Genomic DNA, 18,551 nt, shown 5'->3' with positions numbered 1-18,551 from the left:
GTTCGAGTCGAAAGCTAGGCGCGCGCCGGTGGCCGGATCGGCAGGTCGAGCGGCACCTTGGGGGAAGCCCGCACCTGCCCCAGCAGCTGCCGCACCGCCTGCCGCACAAGGGAACGCCGCGTGCCTAGCGTCGGCACCACGCCAGCAGAGAGGAAAGTGCGATGAGCCCCACCGCTTTGTCAGGTACGACGCCGTTGGTGTGCACGTTCGAGCCCGGCGCGCCCGCCACCGTCGACGCCGAGAACGTGCACTCGATCGAGCAGGCCACGGAGTGGTTGCGGGCCAACGCCGACGCCCTGCGCGGCCTGTTGCACGAGCACGCCGCGGTGTACGTGCGAGGCCTGCCCGTGCACGACGTCGACGACTTCGGCCTCGTGCGCGACACGCTCATGCCCGAGCGCACCCCGTACCGGGAGAAGGCCACTCCGCGCAGCGACTTCGGCAACGGTGTGTTCTCCTCCACCGACCTGCCCGCCGCGCAGCCGATCCACATGCACAACGAGAACAGCTACACCCTCACGTTCCCCGGTCTGCTCATGTTCGCCTGCCTGATCGCTCCGCCGGAGGGAGGCGCGACCCCGGTGGCAGACTGCCGCAAGGTGCTCGCGTCGCTGCCGGCGGAGCTGGTGGCGAAGATGCGCAAGGTCGGCTGGCTGCTCAACCGCAGCTATTCCGAGCACATCTCCACGTCGTGGCAGACCGCGTTCGCCGCGTCCACAAAGGACGAGGTCGAGGAGTACGGCGCGGAGAACCTGGTGTCCTGCCAGTGGCAGTCCGATGGCCACCTGCGCACCACCCAGCTGCGTCCCGGGATCATCACGCACCCGGTGACCGGCGCCGAGGTGTGGTTCAACCACATGGCGTTCTGGAACGAGTGGGCGCTGGACGAGGAGCTGCGCGACGCGCTGGTCGACGAGTTCGGCGTCGAGGACCTGCCGTTCAACACCGCGTTCGGCGACGGCACCGCGCTCAGCCGCGAGGAGCTCGCCACCATCCAGGCCGCCTACGAGGCCGCCACCACCCGCCGCCGCTGGGAGAGCGGTGGCCTGCTCCTCGTCGACAACATCCTGTCCACGCACGGCCGGGACCCGTTCCGCGGCGACCGCAAGATCGTCGTCGCCATGGGCGAGCCGGTCTCCGTGCTGGACTGCGCGCCCACCGTCGCCCCGTCGGCGACCCCGATGAGCGGAGAGGACCGATGACGGGCCAGGACCTGGTGTCCCGCTTCCACGACGTCGTGCGGGCCGCGCCCGAACGGGTCGCCGTGCGCGACACCGAGGGCGCGCTGACCTTCGCCGAACTGGAAGCCCGCACGGCCGCGCTGGCCGCCGTGCTCGCCGAGCGCGGAGTGGTCCGCGGCGACCGCGTGGGCGTGAGCGTGCCGCGTGGCAGCGGACTTCTCGTCGCGCTGCTCGCGGTGTGGCGGGCCGGCGCGGCGTACGTGCCGCTCGACCCGGCCTACCCCGCCGACCGCTTGGACCACATGACCACCGACGCCGCCGTGCGCACGACCGTGACGCCGGACGACCTGGCCGGGGCTCACGACGGCGCGCACACCGACGTCGCCGTGTCGGCCGACGACGCCGCCTACGTGATCTACACGTCCGGCTCCACCGGTCTGCCCAAGGGAGTGCAGGCCACCCGCGGTGGCGTCGTGTCCCTTGTGGACGGACTGGAGGAGATGGCCGTGTACGCGGCCGAGCCCCGTGTCGTGGCCTGGAACGCCAGCGCGTCCTTCGACGCGTCCGTGCAGCAGTGGGCCCGCGTCTGCCGCGGCGACACGATCGTCGTCCTGGAGGACGCGCACCGCACCGAACCCGCCAAGCTGGCCGCGTGGCTCGACGAGTGCGGTGTGTCCGATGTGGACATGACGCCCACGCACTGGGAGATGCTGCGCGAGCACCTGCTGCCCGGACGCCCCGACGGCAGGCGACTGCGCCTGTTCATCGGTGGCGAGCCGATCAGCGTGCCGGTGTGGCGGGAGCTGGCCGCCGCCGGCACCGTGGAGGCGTTCAACCTCTACGGCCCGACCGAGTGCACCGTCGACGCGACGGTCGCCGTCGTCGAGGGCGACCACCCGAGCATCGGCAACCCGTTGCCCGGCAACAGACTCCTGGTTCTCGACACCGCGCTGCGCGAGGTCCTCGACGGTGAGATCGGCGAGCTGTACGTCGCCGGCCCTCGTGTCACCCACGGCTACCTCGGCCGCTCCGGCCTGACCGGCGCCCGTTTCCTGCCGGACCCCTCCGGTGAACCGGGCGCGCGCATGTACCGCACCGGCGATCTGGTGCGCCGCACCGCGGACGGCCTGCTGGAGTTCCACGGCCGCGCCGACCGCCAGGTGAAGATCCGCGGCCACCGGGTGGAGTTGGGGGAGATCGAGACCGTCGTGCGGTCCTCTCCCGCCGTCGCCGCGGCCGCCGTCGTCGTCCGCGACGACCTGGCCGGCCAGCCCGTCGCCTACTACGTGCCCTCGGGCCTGGCAGGCGCGGAGCAGCTGCGCGAGCACGCCGCTGCGTCCCTGCCGGAGGTCATGGTCCCGGCCGCGTTCGTCGAGGTCGCCGCGCTGCCGCTGACCCCCGGCGGCAAGCTCGACACCGCCGCCCTGCCCGCGCCGCCCGCCGCGGCCGGTACCGCTCCGGAGGGTGAGTTCGAGCAGTTCATCGCTCACGTGTGGGCAGAGGTCCTCGGCCGTGACTCGGTGAACGCCGACGACGACTTCTTCGCCCTCGGCGGCCACTCCCTGGTCGCGCTGCGGGTGGTGTCGAAGGTGAAGAAGACCTTCGGCCTCAAGATGTCCACGAAGGACGTCTACCGCCACCCCCGCCTGACCGACCTGGCCCGGCACGTCGAGTCCCTGCGCGTCTAGGAGGAACAGTGGACAACATCGACAACGTGGTGGTCCGCCCCCGCCGCAAACCGGAGGCCACGAGGGCGTTGGTGTGCCTCGGGTTCTGCGGCGGCGGCGCGGGACCGTACCTGCCGTGGGCTGACGTCCTGCCGGCCGACGTGGAGCTCGCCGCGATCTGTTACCCGGGACGGGACGGGCGGTTCCTCGAGGACCACGCCGAGGACTGGCAGGCACTCGCGGCCGACGCCACGCAGGCGGTGCTCGCGGCGGCGACCCGGCCGTACGTCCTCTTCGGACACAGCATGGGCGGGTGGATGGCGTTCGACGTCGCCGCCCGGATCGAGCAGGCCGGCGGCCGCCGCCCGGACGCCCTGGTGGTGTCGTCGGCCAACGCGCCGAGCCGGGGACTGACACCGCGCGACATGTTCCCCGCGCAGAGCGACACCGACGCGGGGCTGCTGTCGTGGATGACGGTCAACGGCCTGCTCGCGGACTACGTCCTCGGCAACGAGGAGCTGCGGGAGATGGCGCTGGAGCTGATGCGGGCCGACATCCGCGTCCGCGACACGTTCACCTACGCGGACGGGACCAGGGTCGGCGTGCCGCTGCAGGTCCTGACGGGGGCCGACGACGACGTGATCGTCGCGGACACGGCGGCGCAGTGGCGGGCGCTGGCGGGCGGCGAGTACCGGCACGTCGAGTTGCCGGGCGGGCACTTCTACACCGAGGAGGTGTGGCGGTCGCTGCCTCAGTTCATCCCGGCGTTGGAGTCCGTTCCCGCCGGGGTGTGATCGGGTGGGGGAGGTCGCCGTCCTGCCGACCTCCCTCCGGCCGGTCAGCCCGTCGGGACCAGGGAGTGGGGCTCGGTCTCCCGTGCGGCCAGGACGGCCAGTTCGGCGCGAATCGACGTCGCGGCGGTGTGGTCGAGTATTCGTTCGCGGATGGAGAGGGCCTGCTCGAAGTAGCCGCGGGCTTCGGCGTAGCGACCGGCGGCGGTGCTCACCTGGCCCAGGTTGCGCAGGAGCTGGCCTTCGCCGATGACGTCGCGGGCTTCGCGGACCATGTCGAGGACGCGGCGCATGGTCGTGGTGGCGGCGGTGTGTTCGCCCGCCATGGCCTGGACCTGGCCGATGCGGCTGAGCGTGCGGGCGGCGCCTCCGGTGTAGCCGACGGACTCGTGCACCGCCATCGCCTCGGCGAGGTCGGTGCGGGCCTGGTCGGCCCCGCCGTTCCTGGCCAGGATGAAGGCGCGCTGGGTGAGGACGATCGCGCGGCCCACGATGTCGCCGACCTCGGTGAAGCCCGAGAGGGAGCGGTCGTACAGGCCGAGCGCGGTGGTGTCGTCGCCGGTGTTGCGGGCGATCAGGGCCAGGTCGCGGTGGCACAGGGCCAGGCCGTGGGTGTCGCCCAGGTCCTCGAACAGCTCCGCGGCCGGGAGCAGCACGGCACGGGACGCGTCGAGGTGGCCGCGGTTGATGTGCAGGGTGCCCAGCGAGCTCAGCACCGCCGCGATGCCGCGGGTGTTGCCCGCCGCGCGCACGGCTTTCAGTGCCACGGCGTGGGTTCGTTCCCAGTCGTCGAGGTAGCCGCGCGACTCGAACAGGGTGACGGAGGTGACCGCGAGGTCCCAGCACAGCTCGTCCAGGCCGGCGGCGGCCGCCTGCTGGACGGCCGCGCACAGGTTCGCGAGCTCACCGTCCATCCACTCCAGGGGGTCGGCGAGGACGGACGGGGGCCGCCAGCGCGGCGCGGTTCCGTGCAGCACGGTGTAGTCACCGCCGTAGATGTCCCGATGCGCCTGCTCGGCCAGCGCGAGCCACCCGCCGAGCAGACGGGACACCGCGGCGGCGCGATCGTCGGCGGGGATCTCCTGCGCGGCCTTCTCCCTGGCGAACAGGCGCAGGACGTCCTGGTAGCGGTAGCGGAACTCGCCGGTCGGCTCGACCGAGACCACGTCGAGCACCTGCACGTCCACCAGTGGTTCGAGCAGGTCCGACGGGAAAGGCCGGTCGTCGTCGAGGACCGCGCCCGCGACCCAGCCGGGCACCGCGGGCCCTTCGGCCAGGCTCAGCAGCCCGAACAGCAACCGGGACCGGCGGTCGAGGCCGTCGTGGGTGAGCGAGAGGCTGGCGCGGATGGTCAGCTCGCCGTGGGCGAGCTCGTCGAGCCGGTGCCGCTCGCTGGCGAGCCGTTGCACCATCGACGCGAGCGTCCAGTGCGGCCGGGCGGCCAGGCGGGCGGCGATGATCCGCAGCGCCAGCGGCAGTCCGCCGACGGTGCGCACCAGCGCCGCGGCGGCCTCGGGCTCGCGAGCCACCCGATCCTCTCCGACGACCAGGCCGAGCAACCGCAGCGACTGCCCGGCGTCGAGGACGTCCAGCTCGACCTGGCGGGCACCGGGGAGACCGGTCAGCCGCGACCGGCTGGTCACCACCACCGCACACGTGCTGCTGCCCGGCAGCAGCGGCAGGACCTGTCCCTCCGAGGCCGCGTCGTCCAGCACGACCAGCACCCGCCGGTCGGCCAGCAGCGTCCGGTACATCTCCAGCCTGGCGTCGAGGCCGTCGGGGATCACATGCCCTGGAATTCCCAGTGCCAGCAGGAAACGGCCCAGCACATCGTCCACAGCGGACGGTTGGTCGGTGCCGTGCAGGTCGCAGTAGAGCTGCCCGTCGGGGAAGTGCTCCTGCGCCACCCGGTGCGCGAGGTGGGCGGCCACCGTGCTCTTGCCGACGCCGGGCCGCCCCGTGATCACCACGACCCCCACGGCCGTGCGCGCGGTGCTCCCGACGAGCACGGACTCCGCGCCGCGCAACATCTCCTCGTCGGCGACGAAGTCGGCGGTGTCGGCGGGCAGCTGCCGTGGCCGAACCGGTCGTGTGGTGTCGGTGCTCTGCGGTGCGGGCGCCGCGGTGCCGGCACGGGGCTGGGCCGGGATCTCGCCGGAGAGGATCGCCGCTTCCAGGCCGCGCAACCGTTCCCCCGGCTCCAGACCCAGCTCGTCGATCAGCAGGGTACGACCGGTGCGGTAGACGTCGAGGGCCTCGGCCTGCCTGCCGGAGCGGTGCAGCGCCACCATCAGCAGGGCGCGCGGACGCTCCCGCAACGGGTGCTCGTGGACCAGGCGCGTGACCTCCCCGACGAGCTGGTGGTGCTGGCCCAGTTCCAGCTCCAGTTCCAGGTGGTCCTCGACGCAGGTGAGCCGTTCCTCGTCCAGCCGCAGCGCACGGGTGCGCAGCGACCGGTTGGGGGCCCCGCCCAGGCACGGCCCGCTCCACAACGCCGAGGCCTCCCGCAGCAGCGCGGCCGCCTCGGCGGTGCGGCCCTCCTTGACCAGCACGCGGGCCTCGGTGGTGCGGGCGAGGAAGTCGGCGAGGTCCAGCGTGTCCCCGTTGAGCCGCAGCTCGTAGCCCGGCGGACGGGTGTCGATGACCGCGGACATGCCCGCCCCTGCCAAGGTGCGGCGCAGCCGCGAGACGCAGATCTGCACCTGCGTGCGGGCGGTGTCCGGAGGGTTCTCCTCCCACAGGGCGTCGACCAGCGTCTCGGTGCTCACCATCCGGTTGGCCTCCACGAGCAGCAGCCCGAGGATCATCTGCTGCCTGCCGGGCGGGATCCGCGCCGCGCTTCCGGGACCGTCGACCTCCACCGGGCCGAGAACCCGGAACCTCCCTGGAGACATGCGGCCACCCTTCGAGGTCTGAGACACCCCGAGGTAATCAGACGGTCACGAAGAAGTACAACCCGGCGATAGCGTGGAGATATCGGCAGGTTGCCCGGCGGCGGGACGGTTGTCGTTCATCGCGTGAGGAGAACCGCCATGAGCTCCGCCGCAGGCGCCGACCACGTCCGCCTCTCCTACGACTACCTCGACATGGGGGACCTGGACGGCTACGCCTCGCTTCTGCACCCGGACATGCAGCTCAAACGCCACGACGCGCCACCGGGACACGGCCGGGAGGACACCGTCCGGCTGCTGAACGCCATTCCCGCCCTGCGGGGGCGGCACCACATCCACAAAGTCGTGGCCTGCAAGGACACCGTGGTCGTCGTGGGCCGCTACACCCCGCCTCCGGAGGCGGAGAGCGGCACTCCGTCCGAGTTCGCCGACGTCGTGACCCTGTCGGACGAGGGACTGCTGCTGTGCAGCCGGCGCTTCTACTACTTCGATCCGCCGTCCCTATAGCGCCAACTGCCGGACGGCTGCCGTCGCCGCTGCCTGGCGGCGCGGGGCGGGGCTTCTAGTTTCGGGGCAGGGAACCACCCCGCGACACAGGGAGCTCGCCCCATGGAGTTGGACGCCGCCCGGCCGGACGCAGCCCGCCTCGACATCGTGGTCTCCGGGCTCGCCTCCGACGCGCACACCTGGAACCTCGTCTACCTGCAGCTGGTGCTGGAGGAGATGGGCCACCGCGTGACCAACCTGGGTGCGTGCGTCCCCGACGGACTGCTCACGTCCCGGTGCGGACAGGTGGCACCGGACCTCGTCGTGCTCAGCAGCGTGAACGGACATGGGTTCCAGGACGCCAGGCGCGTCATCGGACCGCTGCGCGCACGGTTGGCGAGCACCCCGGTCGTCATCGGAGGCAAGCTCGGCGTCGACGGCAGCGGCGGCCACGCGCAGGAGCTGCTGGCCGCCGGGTTCGACGCGGTGTTCGAGGACGCCGACGCGATCACGTCGTTCCGCGGCTACGTCGACCGGCTCGCCGTGGGAGTGCGGTCGTGACCGGTGGCTCGTTCGGCGACTTCGTCGCCCGTGCCGCCGCCGCGGGCGAACTGGTCGTGCAGCCCAGGATGGGCGTGCCCGGCCCGGCGGAGATGCGGGCAGGTCTCGCCGCGGTGCACGGGGCCGGGGTGCGGGCAGCGGGCACGATCACCGTGGACAGCTTCACGCGCGTGGGGGACCACGTCGCCGTACGCAAGGCGTTGGCCGTCGGCGCCGACCTCAACGGCTATCCCATCGCCACCCACTCGCCCGAGATGACCCGGTCCGTGCTGAACGGCCTGCACGGACCGGACTTCCCGGTGCAGGTGCGCCACGGCTCGGCGTGCCCGCAGAAGATCGTCGCGGCTCTACTGGCCGCCGGTCTGGATGCGACGGAGGGCGGGCCGCTGTCGTACTGCCTGCCCTACAGCAGGGTCCCGGTCGCCGAGTCGGTGCGCGCGTGGGCCGAGTCCTGCCTGCTGCTGTCCGACGCCCGCGAGCGCGGCGCCCGGCCACACCTCGAGTCCTTCGGCGGCTGCATGATGGGCCAGCTGTGCCCGCCGAGCCTGCTGGTGGCGATCAGCGTGCTGGAGGGACTGTTCTTCCGCCAGCACGGCGTGGACAGCATGTCGTTGAGCTACGCCCAGCAGACCGACCAGGACCAGGACGCCGAGGCCGTGGCGGCACTGCGCGCCCTCGCCGCCGAACATCTGTCCGATGTGGACTGGCATGTCGTGCTCTACACGTACATGGGCGTGTTCCCGCGCACCCCGCGCGGCGCGACCGCCCTGTTGGAACGTTCTGCGGAGCTGGCCGTGCGCACCGGCGCGGAGAGGCTGATCGTCAAGACGACGGCGGAGGCGCACCGCATCCCCACCGTCGCCGAGAACGTCGCGGCGCTGGTGGCCGCCGGGGCAGCGGCGGCGCGTGCCGAGCCGGGTGGCGTGGTCGAGGACACCGGCGTGCTCGCCGAGGCCCGCGTGCTCGTGGAGGCCGTGCTGGATCTCGCGCCCGACGTCGGCATCGCCCTGGTCCGCGCGGTCGAGCGCGGCTACCTCGACGTGCCCTACTGCCTGCACCAGGACAACGCCGGCCGCACGCGGGCGTTCGTCGACGGCGACGGGCGGCTGCAGTGGTCGCGCCTCGGTGCCCTGCCGTTGCCCGCGGACCGTGCCGTCCCCGCCGCCACACCCACCGCTGACGAACTGCTGCGCTCGCTCACCCACGTCGAGCGCACCTTCGACCGAGGCTGAAATCCCCGCCCCCGTCCCCAAGGAGTGACCACGATGGACACCACCACCCCGGCGCCGGCGGACCCGCGCGCCCATCTGACCTCACCGGCCACCCGCGCGGTGCTGCGCGTGCAGCACCGCGTGCTCGACGCCGTGCGCGAGCACCTGGGCGGGCAGGGTTTCACCGAGATGCTTCCCCCGGTCATCGGCCCGGTCACCGACCCCGGCGCGCGCGGGGCCAAGCAGGTCGACGTCGACTACTACGGCCACCGCTACAAACTGATGACCAGCGCGATCCTCTACAAGCAGGCGTCGCTGACTGCCTTCGACCGCATCTTCTGCATCGCCCCCAACGTGCGTCTGGAGCCGCTCGAGACCAGCTCGACCAGCAGGCACCTCGCCGAGTTCCACCAGATCGACGTCGAGGTCGCCGGCGCCTCTCGCGACGACGCCACGCGGGTGGCCGAGAACCTCGTCGTGCACGTCGTGCGCCGGGTCGTCGAGCGCTGCGCCGCCGAGCTGGAAGTCCTGGGCCGCGACCCGGACGCCTTCGCGGATCTGCTGTCCGGCCGCGCCTTCGAGCGACGCACCCACGCCGCCGCGGTCGCCGACCTGCACGACACGGGGCACGCCCAGAACCCCGACGCCGAGATCGACTGGGTCGGGGAGGCGGTCCTGTCGTCCAAGGCCAGCAGGCCGTTCTTCCTCACCGACTACCCCAAGGGCTCCCGCGGCTTCTACGACCGCGAGAACCCGGCCGACCCCGGCCACCTGCTCAACTTCGACCTGCTGGCCCCCGAGGGCTTCGGCGAGCTGTGCAGCGGCAGCGAACGCGAACACGAGTACGCCGCCATCATCGCCAGGATGCGCGAAACCGGCGAGAACCCGGCCAAGTACGCCTGGTACCTGAAGATGGTGCGCGAGGGCGTCCCGTCCAGCGCGGGCTTCGGCATCGGCCTGGAGCGGCTGGTCCGCTACCTGTGCGGGCTGGACGCGGTCTGGCAGGCGAGCGCCTTCCCGAAGATCCCCGGCGTGGTGTCCCCGTGACCGCGCTGCGCGCGGACACCTTCCCGGAACAGGCCGTCCGGGAGCGGGCCCGCACCGGTGCGGCGGCGGCGTTCCCCCCGCTGACCGACTACGGCCGCGCCCTGCTGGGCGAGCCGGAGGGCTCTTCGCCGGGCGACGCCCTCGACGCCGTTCGCCTGGTGCCGCCGGTGTTCATGCCGCGGCGCCTGGAGAAGCTCATCGACCTGGCCCGCGAACCGTTGCACGGCGACGTCGATCTGGAGACCACCGTCGGCGGTTTCGCCGCACGGCTACCGCTGTACCTGTCCGCCTTCGGGTCGACCCGTGCCGTGGGCACCGACCTGGGCCGTGCCGCCGCCGCCCAGGCGGGTGCCCTCGGCATACCGATGGTCGTCGGCGAGAACGTCGTCCCGGTCGACGGCTACACCGGCGAACGGTCCCTGCTGGCCAGGATCTCCGCTTACGCCGGCCACGTCCCGGACGGGGTGGGCGGCGTCGTGGTGCAGCAGAGCACGGAGGACGCCGACGCCGAGGTCTGGAACCGCGTCTACAGCGACCCGGCGACGCGTTCCCTGCTGGAGTCGGGACGGCTGGGCTTCGAGCTCAAGGTCGGTCAGGGCGCGAAACCCGGGATCGGCGGCCTGACCGTCGTCGATCGCGCCCAGGCGGACCGGCTGGCCGACCAGTTCGCCCTGGAAACGCTGATCGACCCCGCGGGGGACCGGGTGCTGCGCTGCGCCAGCCCTGGGACGTTCACCGAGGAGATCCTCCGGCAGCAGGTCCGCCTGATGCGCAACAACTATCCGCGTGCGCGGGTGTGGGTGAAGCTTCCGCCGGGACGCGACGTCGCCGCGGCGGCGGACGTGGCGTGGCAGGCGGGCGCGGACGCGGTCACCGTGGACGGTGCCGAGGGTGGCAGCGGTTGGGCCCCCACGGCGTCGCTGGCGGGCGTCGGCCTCCCACTCGCGGAATGCCTGCGCCGCATCGGTTCCCCGCGTGGCTGTCTCCTGGTGTCGGGCCGGGTCTGGGAGGGGCTGCGCGCCGTGAAGTGCCTGGCGGCCGGGGCCACCGCCACGGGCCTCGGTCGGGCGGCCCTGCTGGCGGTCGACGAGAACCCCGCTTCGGGCCTGACCCGCCTGGTGGAGGCGATGATCCTGGAACTGCGTCTCCTCATCAGCGCACTGGGCAAGTACGACCCGGCTGCTTTGTCCACTGAGGACCTGTGGTCCCCGGACGGCTGGTCGGTCCCCGCCGGCAGACCGTTGGTGGCGCAGGGATAGCTGACGTCCTCTGTGTCCTGGGAACACCACGTGCCCGCACCGATGTCCGGTGCGGGCACGTGGTGTTCCTGGCTCAGTCGAGCCCCGCGGCGGCACGAAGGCCGCACAGGTGGACCGGGTCGGCGCGCAGGCGGACGGCCAGGTCCGGGAGTGGTCCCGGTGGTCGGTGCCCGCCGGCTGCCGCGTCGGCGACGGCCAGTGCGGTGGCCAGGCACTCCGCGCGGGCGTCGGAGGTGGGGGCGATCAGGCAGACCAGGCCGCCCAGGTGGTTGTACCCCAGCGTCCGCAGGGCCCACGCCGCCGCCCGGCGGGCGTGCGGGGTGGGTGGCCACACGCTGAGGACCTCCGGGCCGGAGGGAACGAAAAAGGCGTGCACAGGGGATGCCGTTGCGACGCCTATCGGACCGTTGTCGGTCATGTGGGCCATGGTCACGCTCCCGTGCTCGGCGCCGAAGACCAGTCCACCACGAGGAAGGCGGCGTCCTCGGCAGTCGCGGAGGCAGACCGGGGGCGTGTCAGGGCGTCGGCGGCGTGGCCGCCAGCACCGAGCGGATCAGAGGGGAGACGGTGAAGCTGCGGCCGGTATCGGTCTCGACGGGCCGCACCAGGCCGCGTTGGAGGAGGTCGCGCAGCAGGCGGCCGGTGTCGGCCGACGGGCCGAAGCGCGGCGGAAGGTTCTCCAGGATCCGGCGGTAGGGCTCGGCGGCGCCGGCCAGGGCGCGCAACAGGGTGTCGTCGAGCAGGCAGGTCGGGTCGGTCGCGGCCAGTTCCGGCAACGGGTAGACCGACAGCCACGAACCGACGGCGGCGAGCGCCGCGGGCAGTCCGTCGAGGGCACGGCACAGGCGATCGACGTCCACCGGGTCCGCCGCGCCACCGTGGTCGGCGAGCAACAGCCGGGCACTGTCGGCGGGCTCCAGGCCCGAGAGGAGGAACACCCGTTCCCCGGCGAGCCCGAGCGGCGCCGGCGCGGTGATCAGCACCCGCACCCCGGGGCAGTCGGCGAGCAGGCGCAGCACGCTGTCCCCGCAGACCGGCCCGTCGACCCCGTCGAGAACCACCAGCGCGGACCGAGCGCCGACCACCTCGGCGAGGTCGTCGTCCACCCGTCCACCCGTGCGCACGGCCGTAGACCACGCCGTCACCAACTCGGCCAGGCGCGGGTCCCGCAACGGCGTGCCATCCGGCCCTGCCCACAGCACCGGCATCCTGGCGTGCATCACCCCGGCCACCGCCGCAGCGAACCGCGTCTTCCCCACACCGGGCAACCCCACGACGGTAGCGAGCCGACACCCGTCGGCCAGCTCAGCCGCCAGCACACCGGTCTCGAGGTCACGCCCCACCTGCGCGGCCAACGAGGTGGGCGGCACCGCAGCGGCTGAGTCGACCTCAGGGCGCCGGTCAGGGTCAGCGGCCACCTCCAGGTCGTGCCGAGCCCGGCTGCCCAGCCGCAACCCTTCGGCGATCAACCGCACGGTGTCCGGCCGAGGCCGCAACGCCCGCCCCTGCTCCAGATCCCGGATGGCCCGCACGCTCACCGTCGACAGATCGGCCAGCTCCCGCTGCGTCAACCCGACCCGGCTGCGGTGCCTGCGCAACAGCCGGGCGAAGGGCGGAAGTCCGGGGTCCAAGGCGGGCGGAATGGCCATCTCGGCATCCTCTTTCACGGGGGCGATTTTGTCGTGCCAATCGTCTGCACCCTCGCTATCACGCTGACATCCCCGCGTATATCCCGACCACAAAACACCGGCACAATCCCGCATCTTCCCAGTTCAGAGCCTGTCTGATGGCGCCATTGTCGCGGTGATAGTGCTGGGATAAACCACGTGATAGCTCCGAGATTATCGAGTCTCATAACGTTTGCCTCGTCGCCGGAGAAAACAACTTAGGAGAGCCCCAAATGACCCGCACCGTCATCGCCAAAATCGCCGCCGCCACCCTCGTCCTCGCGGCCCTGACCACCCTCGGCGCCACGACCGCCCACGCCGTCACCGACACGACCCCCACCACGGTGGCCGGCAGCAACCCCTGGGAGTGAGCTCGCCACCACCGGTTGCTCAATCCCGGTGGACTCGGGCTGTCCCCAAGGCATGGAGCCGTGGACTCCTGCGGTCAGCGCCGACGAGGCCCGGCCGTTGCGCGCCGGTGGGGAGACGATCGCATGCAGGACCCTTGGGGCTCGATGGAGATCGCCGAGCCCGAGGAGAGTGGTCGGACAGATACCGCAGACTCGCCCGTTGCGGATGACTCGACGTCGACGCTCCTGGTGGAGGTGCTCCCAGGGGTGGCTGTTGTCGCCGGTGAGGTCCCGTCGGACCTGAAGCCCGACCTGATCGACTTCGGGATCGTGCCGGCCGCCGACCGCAAACAGATCTCAGCGATCCTCGCCTCGATCGGGAACACGGCGACCGTGGCCGGCAACCTCGGAAACGCGTTCGCCAGCGTCCAGGGGCTCTACAGGCTCGGCACACGACACAGGCCCGGCTGAGGAGCGGCGCGACGCTCGCCGTCAAGGACGGCGCGAACCTCGGAACTGTAATGTGTTCAGGCCGCATCGTGCACCAGGCACGCTTGGTCCCAGTGACTGCGGCGAGCAAGGCGTCGATCGCGGCCTCGGTCGGTCCGGCACTGGCCATGGTCGCGTTGCAGATGATGCTGAACGAGGTCTCGGGCCTCGTCAGGACCAACCTCGCGGTGACGAACCAGGTCCTCACCACCGTCCGCAAGGATCAGTGGGCCGAACTGACGGGACTCGTCGCCGTCGTCGATCGCGCGGTCGACCAGGCCAGAGAGATCGAGTCGGTCCCAGCGTCGTTGTGGGACAACATTGCGGGCAGCGGAGCGCTGCTGCAGAAGCAACTCGAGCTCTACCAGGGAAACGTCCGCGCTCACGTCAAGCAGATCGGCCGGACCGACGCACGCGCCCACCGCGAGTACCTGCAGACCAACGCCGAGGTCATCGCCTTCGACGTTCGCGCCCTGCTGTCCTCCCTCAACGCGTGGACGGGGTATCACGCGCTCCGCGCCGCAAGGGCGAGAACCGCCGGACGCGAAGACGCCGCCGAGGCGCAGTACGCCGAGGTCATCGCCCGCGACACCCGCGTGGAGTTCGACTCGACCCTCGCCGAGATGACAAGCCTCGTAGACGCGCTGGTCCGCGAACTCCGGCTCACAGTCGAGCTCCGCCACCCCGACGCATGGCCGCTGTCGGGCAAGCGCAAGGACGTGAAGGCAGCCCGCGAAACCTCTGCCCGGCTCCTGGAAGTCATCGAGCCTCTAGCCGACGCTCTCCACCCGCCGATCCCACCGCTCGACGCCCCCGACGTCATCTGCGGACCCAAATCACTGGACCAGAGCCGTACCTTCGCGTCCTGCGCTGGCTCTTCGAAGATGGCGAGGCCCTCCGCGCCCTCGGCTTCCCCGAACAGCTGGACGACGACGGCCCCATCTCCGCGATCGTAGGCGGAGCGATGGGGATCTTCGCGGCAGCGATGGACAAGACCACGGACAGGACACTGGTCGCCGTCACGGATCGCCGCATCATCCTGGCCACGACGAACACGTTGCTAGAGCAGGCCGAGATCCACCAGGACATCCCGACAGACCAGGTGCGCTACGTCCGCGCCCCAACCGCACCGGACAGCAGTTCACGCTCGGCGATCGACCTCATCACACGCGACGAGAACATCCGCTGGCTCTTCCACGCCGACGTCGACAACACCCAAGTGGCCGCGCTCGCCGCCGTGCTCGCCGAGTCGATGACGATCCCGGACGCCGAACGCGATGAGCTCCAACGGCGGCGCCACCCTTCCGTCGAGAGTGCCGGCACGGGGCCGACCGAACCAGCCGGCCTCGAGGCCACAAAGCGCGCTGCCGAGTAGGCCCTGAGCTGAACGGGGTTCCTGAGGGAGGCCCGTTCATCCGTTGCGGCGACCCTGGGCGGAGGGTTGCTGCCAGGTCGGATGAGCTAGACGCGCGTAACTGCCTCGGCGATGAGTTCCAACGACGCGCCTTCGTCGAGCGACAGCGCACGCAACGCTGAGAACCGCTCCGCCACCAGCTCGATCTCGGCTTGAGTTTCCACGTACTCGGAGCGCAGGAACATTTGTGCGTATGCGACATCGTTGTGCTGTCGGTGCGGGAAACTCAGCCACGTGAACGGGCAGCTCATCGAAGGGTAGACAGCGGCCGAGTGAGGCACGACTCGAACGCTCACTTCTGGCAGCTCGCTCACTTCCATGAGGCGCAACAGTTGTGCCTTCAACACACGCCCGCCACCCACAACCTGGCACAACACCGCTTCCGGGAACACTGCCTCTACGGCAACGGGATCGTCGCTGTTCGATCGCGTTGCCCACGTCTCTCTGACGCGCGAGAGCTGCGCGGCTTTGGTCGGGCCGTCGCGCTGCATCGTTGCCGTCATGTATTCGACGAGTTGGAAGATGGCCAGCACCGTGTCCACGGCGAACGTTCGCAGTTGTGTCGCGTCGGCCATCAGAAGAGGGAAGTCCTCAGCCGGGTCGAAGATGGCCCTTTGTGGCCGCTGGAGCGTCCTCACCTGCACAGCGTGTTTCGCCTGCGACATCACGAACTTGTGCAGCCCGGAAAGTCATCGGTGCTCTGAGCGGTGCGGTATTCCCAGCTGAGAGCATGTCTGGGTGGTCGGTTCGCTGTTGTATCGGGTGGTCTGCAAGTTGGTGGCTGTTCCGGCGGTGCTGCTTCGAGGTGAGGCGCTAAGGATGCGGAGCTTCTTGTTCTGCGGCACGAGAACGTTGTGCTTCGTCGGCAGTTGGCGGGGCCGGTTCGTTACGAGCCTGCGGACCGGTTCTGGTTCGCGGTGCTGTCAAGACTGGTGCATCGCTCGCGCTGGCAGGAGGTCTTCCCGGTTACCCCTGGGACGTTGCTCGCCTGGCACCGCAGGTTCATCGCCCGGAAGTGGGATCACACCACGCGCCGGCGAACCGGGCGTCCCTCAACCGCAGCAGCGATCAAGACGCTCGTGCTCCGACTCGCTAGAGAGAATCCGCGGTGGGGTCATCGGCGGATCCATGGCGAGCTGGTTCGGCTTGGTCATCGCCTGGGTGCCTCGACGGTCTGGGAGATCCTGAACCGCGCGGGCATCGATCCGGCGCCGCGGCGAGGCGGCCTGACGTGGCGGGAGTTTCTGACCGCGCAGGCCGAGGGGATCATCGCGGCGGACTTCTTCTACATTGACACCGTGCTCGGAGCACGCCTGTACGCGCTGGCGTTTCTCGAACACGGCACCAGGCGCCTGCACATCACCGGCGTCACCGCGCATCCGACGCGAGAGTGGACGGTGCAGCAGGCGAGGAACTTGGCCGGCGAGCTCGGAGCGCGCATGGAGTCTCTCCGCTTCTTGCTGCGTGACTGCGACGGTAAGTATGGCGACGCGTTCGACGCCGTATTTGAGGCAGAGGAACTGCGTGTGATTGCGACTGCACCGCGAGCCCCGCGGATGAACGCGCATTGCGAACGGATCATCGGCAGCATCCGCCGTGAGATTCTCGACCACGTCCTCATCATGGGAGAAGGTCACGCGCGTCATGTACTTGCTGCCTACCAAAAGCACTACAACGAGCACCGGCCCCACCAGGCCCGCGACCAGCTACCGCCAGACGTTCACGAACACACCGGAACGGTGCACGATCTTGACGTCTCTGGCCGTCGCCCCGTCCGCACGCGGATCCTCGGCGGGGTGATCAACGAGTACCGATATGCGGCTTGAGCTGAAGCGATGACTTTCCGGGCGGTACACGGTGCGCCGGTCATACGTCCTCACCGCCGGGCAGGACTGGCAGCACCAGGTTGTCCAAGGCGACGGGCGGAAACACTGTCACGGTCCGGCGGTCGAGGTGGGCCGCCAGGAGGACGCGGTCGCCGGAGCTGATGCCCGCCCTGCGGCGGGCATCAGCCGGGAGACGGAGGTAGCCCTGCTTGGTCGGCTGGAACAGGCCGTGTGGGTCGGCGGCCACGACCAGGAGGCCGTCGTGTTCGCGGATGCTTAGCCGCGTGCCCGCGTTCCACTCCAGCGCGGCCGTGACGTGGCGGTCTGCGACTCGGCCGCGCTGGTCGACGGCGGCCATCCGGTACAAGACGTTGGTCAGCCGGAGTGGTCGCGATACGGGGACAGCGATAAGGGGGAGAGGCTGGCCAGCCGCGCGCGTGGATGTGCCCGGTGTCTTTTCGGAGGTGGTGTCCGGGACGATCGGGCGGATGTAGGAAATCGTCATCGAACGCCACCTTCACGTGGCACGGAAACGCAAAACAGGTGCTCAAGTGGACTTGAGCACCTGCCACGTAGACGTCGCAAATTTGCGACATTTTCGTGTCCGAGGGGGGACTTGAGTTCCCATACGTAGCAAGCTTGCGCAGTTCGTGTGTTCATGCGCTATTGGATAGCTCGAACCCAGTATAGAGGGCCAGTCGATGCAATTCAATCTTTCGCCGCCGAATTCTATCAACTGGGTCAGGAAATTTCGCGGCGACGTGTTGGATCGCTCGCTGATATCGGAGTCAGGCCCATCTGCGGCAAGCGCTACGCGAGTACGAGCGGCACTACAACGAGTGCGGCACATGACGATCACTCGCTGGTGCGGCACCACAAGTATCGTCATGCTCCTTGACCTGCGTGGACGTAATTTTCGGCACCCACAGCCTTGTGACCCGCCTTCTTGAGCGCCACCGCCAACGCGAGCAGCGGCTGTACGTCTCCGCGTGTGCCATGGGCGACCAGTAAGACCTTCACGGCCGCGTCCTCTCATTGATGTCGGTGAACGCCTTCAGCCAGCGGTCATCGGCGAACAGGCCGTGAGTCAACATCTCCAGACCGGCACGGGCTCCGCGCACCGCCGTGGCGGTCTCGGCGGGGTCGCCGCCCAGCAGACGACCCACCTGGTCGCCGAGCACCAGGGGTGCCAGCAACCACGACACGTAGGTGACCGCCCGTGCCCTGGCGTCTGCTGAAGCACGCACCCAGCCTTCCTCTTCGCCGGTCGCGAGCCACGCCTCGGTGCGTTCGACGATCTCGGCGAACAGAGCACCGGCCGCGGGCGTGTCGTCGAGCAACGCCCTCGCCAAGTAACGCCGAACCGGTGTTGCCGCCTGCAGAATCTCGTCCAAGGCCTCGACAGACGCCTCGCCGCCGCTGCGGATCGAGTCGAGGACGTAGTCGTCGCACGCCTGCCGCAGTCCTTCCTTGGAACCGAAGTGATGCACGACCAGCGCCGGTGAGACCCCGGCGTCCGCAGCCACCGCGCGGACCGAGGTGCCGGCAATGCCGTCGGTGCCGAACCGGGCCAGCGCCGCGTCGCGGATGCGAGCCCGCGCAGTCAGATCAGAGGCTGAACGCATGTTCAAAACACTAAACACATGTTCAGTTCTTGTCGAGACCTTTCGGTTTGCTTTGAGCAGACCTTTGCGGCATCTTTGCGCGCGGT

Annotated in this window: 21 protein-coding genes; 13 read left to right on the top strand and 8 right to left on the bottom strand. The window is 70.4% G+C overall.

The window, feature by feature from the left end; translation table 11 throughout:
• Nucleotides 1-14 precede the first annotated feature (14 nt).
• Nucleotides 15-140: a hypothetical protein gene (locus SK854_RS05245; RefSeq protein ID WP_319973832.1), complete on the bottom strand. Its 126-nt coding sequence runs from the start codon at nucleotides 138-140 to the stop codon at nucleotides 15-17.
• A gap of 21 nt (nucleotides 141-161) precedes the next feature.
• On the opposite strand from SK854_RS05245, the gene SK854_RS05240 reads away from it, so the two are divergent.
• The 3 genes from SK854_RS05240 to SK854_RS05230 are packed head-to-tail and all read left to right on the top strand — an operon-like array spanning nucleotide 162 to nucleotide 3,642.
• A complete protein-coding gene (locus SK854_RS05240; protein WP_319973831.1) occupies nucleotides 162-1,202 on the top strand; it encodes a TauD/TfdA family dioxygenase in 1,041 nt (346 codons plus the stop codon).
• Nucleotides 1,199-2,869, top strand: a complete 1,671-nt coding sequence (locus tag SK854_RS05235; RefSeq protein WP_319973830.1) for a non-ribosomal peptide synthetase — start codon at nucleotides 1,199-1,201, stop codon at nucleotides 2,867-2,869. Before SK854_RS05240 ends, SK854_RS05235 begins: the two co-directional genes overlap by 4 nt.
• Before the next feature lie 8 nt (nucleotides 2,870-2,877).
• Entirely contained in the window at nucleotides 2,878-3,642 is a 765-nt protein-coding gene (locus SK854_RS05230) for a thioesterase II family protein (RefSeq protein WP_319973829.1), read from the top strand.
• A gap of 44 nt (nucleotides 3,643-3,686) precedes the next feature.
• On the opposite strand, the gene SK854_RS05225 is transcribed toward SK854_RS05230, so the two are convergent.
• Nucleotides 3,687-6,533, bottom strand: a complete 2,847-nt coding sequence (locus tag SK854_RS05225) for an AfsR/SARP family transcriptional regulator (RefSeq protein WP_319973828.1) — start codon at nucleotides 6,531-6,533, stop codon at nucleotides 3,687-3,689.
• A 138-nt stretch (nucleotides 6,534-6,671) separates the two neighbouring features.
• Between SK854_RS05225 and SK854_RS05220 the strand changes: the two genes are divergently transcribed.
• From SK854_RS05220 to SK854_RS05200, 5 genes are all read left to right on the top strand, one after another.
• On the top strand, nucleotides 6,672-7,037 hold the full coding sequence (locus SK854_RS05220) for a nuclear transport factor 2 family protein (protein WP_319973827.1): 366 nt from the start codon (nucleotides 6,672-6,674) through the stop codon (nucleotides 7,035-7,037).
• A 102-nt stretch (nucleotides 7,038-7,139) separates the two neighbouring features.
• Entirely contained in the window at nucleotides 7,140-7,577 is a 438-nt protein-coding gene (locus SK854_RS05215; RefSeq protein WP_319973826.1) for a cobalamin B12-binding domain-containing protein, read from the top strand.
• Nucleotides 7,574-8,809 (top strand): methylaspartate mutase, encoded by a 1,236-nt coding sequence (locus SK854_RS05210; RefSeq protein ID WP_319973825.1) that lies wholly within the window; start codon nucleotides 7,574-7,576, stop codon nucleotides 8,807-8,809. The genes SK854_RS05215 and SK854_RS05210 overlap by 4 nt, the downstream gene beginning before the upstream one ends.
• Nucleotides 8,810-8,842: 33 nt before the next feature.
• Entirely contained in the window at nucleotides 8,843-9,835 is a 993-nt protein-coding gene (locus SK854_RS05205) for an asparagine synthetase A (RefSeq protein ID WP_319973824.1), read from the top strand.
• Nucleotides 9,832-11,094, top strand: a complete 1,263-nt coding sequence (locus tag SK854_RS05200) for a glutamate synthase-related protein (RefSeq protein ID WP_319973823.1) — start codon at nucleotides 9,832-9,834, stop codon at nucleotides 11,092-11,094. Before SK854_RS05205 ends, SK854_RS05200 begins: the two co-directional genes overlap by 4 nt.
• A gap of 73 nt (nucleotides 11,095-11,167) precedes the next feature.
• Here the strand turns inward: SK854_RS05200 and SK854_RS05195 are convergent, their stop codons facing one another.
• Together SK854_RS05195 and SK854_RS05190 are read right to left on the bottom strand one after the other, a co-directional pair.
• Nucleotides 11,168-11,428, bottom strand: a complete 261-nt coding sequence (locus tag SK854_RS05195; RefSeq protein ID WP_319973822.1) for a hypothetical protein — start codon at nucleotides 11,426-11,428, stop codon at nucleotides 11,168-11,170.
• A 181-nt stretch (nucleotides 11,429-11,609) separates the two neighbouring features.
• Nucleotides 11,610-12,761, bottom strand: a complete 1,152-nt coding sequence (locus SK854_RS05190) for a helix-turn-helix domain-containing protein (RefSeq protein WP_319973821.1) — start codon at nucleotides 12,759-12,761, stop codon at nucleotides 11,610-11,612.
• A 233-nt stretch (nucleotides 12,762-12,994) separates the two neighbouring features.
• Between SK854_RS05190 and SK854_RS05185 the strand changes: the two genes are divergently transcribed.
• The 4 genes from SK854_RS05185 to SK854_RS05170 all read left to right on the top strand — a co-directional run bounded on the left by SK854_RS05185 (nucleotide 12,995) and on the right by SK854_RS05170 (nucleotide 14,975).
• A complete protein-coding gene (locus SK854_RS05185; RefSeq protein WP_319973820.1) occupies nucleotides 12,995-13,132 on the top strand; it encodes a hypothetical protein in 138 nt (45 codons plus the stop codon).
• Nucleotides 13,133-13,276: 144 nt separating this feature from the next.
• The gene (locus tag SK854_RS05180; protein WP_319973819.1) at nucleotides 13,277-13,582 is read left to right on the top strand and encodes a hypothetical protein; all 306 of its coding nucleotides are present in this window, start codon (nucleotides 13,277-13,279) and stop codon (nucleotides 13,580-13,582) included.
• Nucleotides 13,583-13,674: 92 nt separating this feature from the next.
• Nucleotides 13,675-14,556, top strand: coding sequence for a hypothetical protein (locus tag SK854_RS05175; RefSeq protein ID WP_319973818.1), 882 nt, complete (start codon nucleotides 13,675-13,677; stop codon nucleotides 14,554-14,556).
• A gap of 8 nt (nucleotides 14,557-14,564) precedes the next feature.
• The gene (locus SK854_RS05170; RefSeq protein ID WP_319973817.1) at nucleotides 14,565-14,975 is read left to right on the top strand and encodes a hypothetical protein; all 411 of its coding nucleotides are present in this window, start codon (nucleotides 14,565-14,567) and stop codon (nucleotides 14,973-14,975) included.
• Between the two features lie 86 nt (nucleotides 14,976-15,061).
• Here the strand turns inward: SK854_RS05170 and SK854_RS05165 are convergent, their stop codons facing one another.
• A complete protein-coding gene (locus tag SK854_RS05165; protein WP_319973816.1) occupies nucleotides 15,062-15,652 on the bottom strand; it encodes a DUF5753 domain-containing protein in 591 nt (196 codons plus the stop codon).
• A gap of 216 nt (nucleotides 15,653-15,868) precedes the next feature.
• Here SK854_RS05165 and SK854_RS05160 point away from each other — a divergent pair, with 216 nt between their 5' ends.
• Nucleotides 15,869-16,840 carry an integrase core domain-containing protein gene (locus tag SK854_RS05160; protein WP_319973815.1) on the top strand — a complete coding sequence of 324 codons (972 nt, stop codon included), beginning with the start codon at nucleotides 15,869-15,871 and terminating at the stop codon, nucleotides 16,838-16,840.
• A 40-nt stretch (nucleotides 16,841-16,880) separates the two neighbouring features.
• On the opposite strand, the gene SK854_RS05155 is transcribed toward SK854_RS05160, so the two are convergent.
• The 3 genes from SK854_RS05155 to SK854_RS05145 all read right to left on the bottom strand — a co-directional run bounded on the left by SK854_RS05155 (nucleotide 16,881) and on the right by SK854_RS05145 (nucleotide 18,465).
• On the bottom strand, nucleotides 16,881-17,198 hold the full coding sequence (locus tag SK854_RS05155; RefSeq protein WP_319973814.1) for an AbrB/MazE/SpoVT family DNA-binding domain-containing protein: 318 nt from the start codon (nucleotides 17,196-17,198) through the stop codon (nucleotides 16,881-16,883).
• Between the two features lie 527 nt (nucleotides 17,199-17,725).
• Nucleotides 17,726-17,860: a glycosyltransferase gene (locus SK854_RS05150; protein ID WP_319973813.1), complete on the bottom strand. Its 135-nt coding sequence runs from the start codon at nucleotides 17,858-17,860 to the stop codon at nucleotides 17,726-17,728.
• Complete coding sequence (locus SK854_RS05145; RefSeq protein WP_319973812.1) at nucleotides 17,857-18,465, bottom strand: TetR/AcrR family transcriptional regulator; 609 nt, start codon at nucleotides 18,463-18,465, stop codon at nucleotides 17,857-17,859. The genes SK854_RS05150 and SK854_RS05145 overlap by 4 nt, the downstream gene beginning before the upstream one ends.
• Nucleotides 18,466-18,551 lie beyond the last annotated feature (86 nt).

The sequence above is a fragment of the Lentzea sokolovensis genome (genome assembly GCF_033949975.1).
Classification (GTDB): Bacteria; Actinomycetota; Actinomycetes; order Mycobacteriales; family Pseudonocardiaceae; genus Lentzea; species Lentzea sokolovensis.
The sequence above is the reverse complement of the archived record's forward strand: the minus strand, read 5'-3'. Positions and strand labels throughout refer to the sequence as shown.

Bases quoted from the DNA above. Each gene is read 5' to 3' on its own strand.
- SK854_RS05240 (WP_319973831.1), top strand. From the start codon at position 162: ATGAGCCCCACCGCTTTGTCAGGTACGACGCCGTTGGTGTGCACGTTC.
- SK854_RS05235 (WP_319973830.1), top strand. From the start codon at position 1,199: ATGACGGGCCAGGACCTGGTGTCCCGCTTCCACGACGTCGTGCGGGCC.
- SK854_RS05225 (WP_319973828.1), bottom strand. From the start codon at position 6,533: ATGTCTCCAGGGAGGTTCCGGGTTCTCGGCCCGGTGGAGGTCGACGGT.
- SK854_RS05220 (WP_319973827.1), top strand. From the start codon at position 6,672: ATGAGCTCCGCCGCAGGCGCCGACCACGTCCGCCTCTCCTACGACTAC.
- SK854_RS05215 (WP_319973826.1), top strand. From the start codon at position 7,140: ATGGAGTTGGACGCCGCCCGGCCGGACGCAGCCCGCCTCGACATCGTG.
- SK854_RS05205 (WP_319973824.1), top strand. From the start codon at position 8,843: ATGGACACCACCACCCCGGCGCCGGCGGACCCGCGCGCCCATCTGACC.
- SK854_RS05185 (WP_319973820.1), top strand. From the start codon at position 12,995: ATGACCCGCACCGTCATCGCCAAAATCGCCGCCGCCACCCTCGTCCTC.
- SK854_RS05180 (WP_319973819.1), top strand. From the start codon at position 13,277: ATGGAGATCGCCGAGCCCGAGGAGAGTGGTCGGACAGATACCGCAGAC.
- SK854_RS05170 (WP_319973817.1), top strand. From the start codon at position 14,565: ATGGGGATCTTCGCGGCAGCGATGGACAAGACCACGGACAGGACACTG.
- SK854_RS05155 (WP_319973814.1), bottom strand. From the start codon at position 17,198: ATGGCCGCCGTCGACCAGCGCGGCCGAGTCGCAGACCGCCACGTCACG.
- SK854_RS05145 (WP_319973812.1), bottom strand. From the start codon at position 18,465: ATGCGTTCAGCCTCTGATCTGACTGCGCGGGCTCGCATCCGCGACGCG.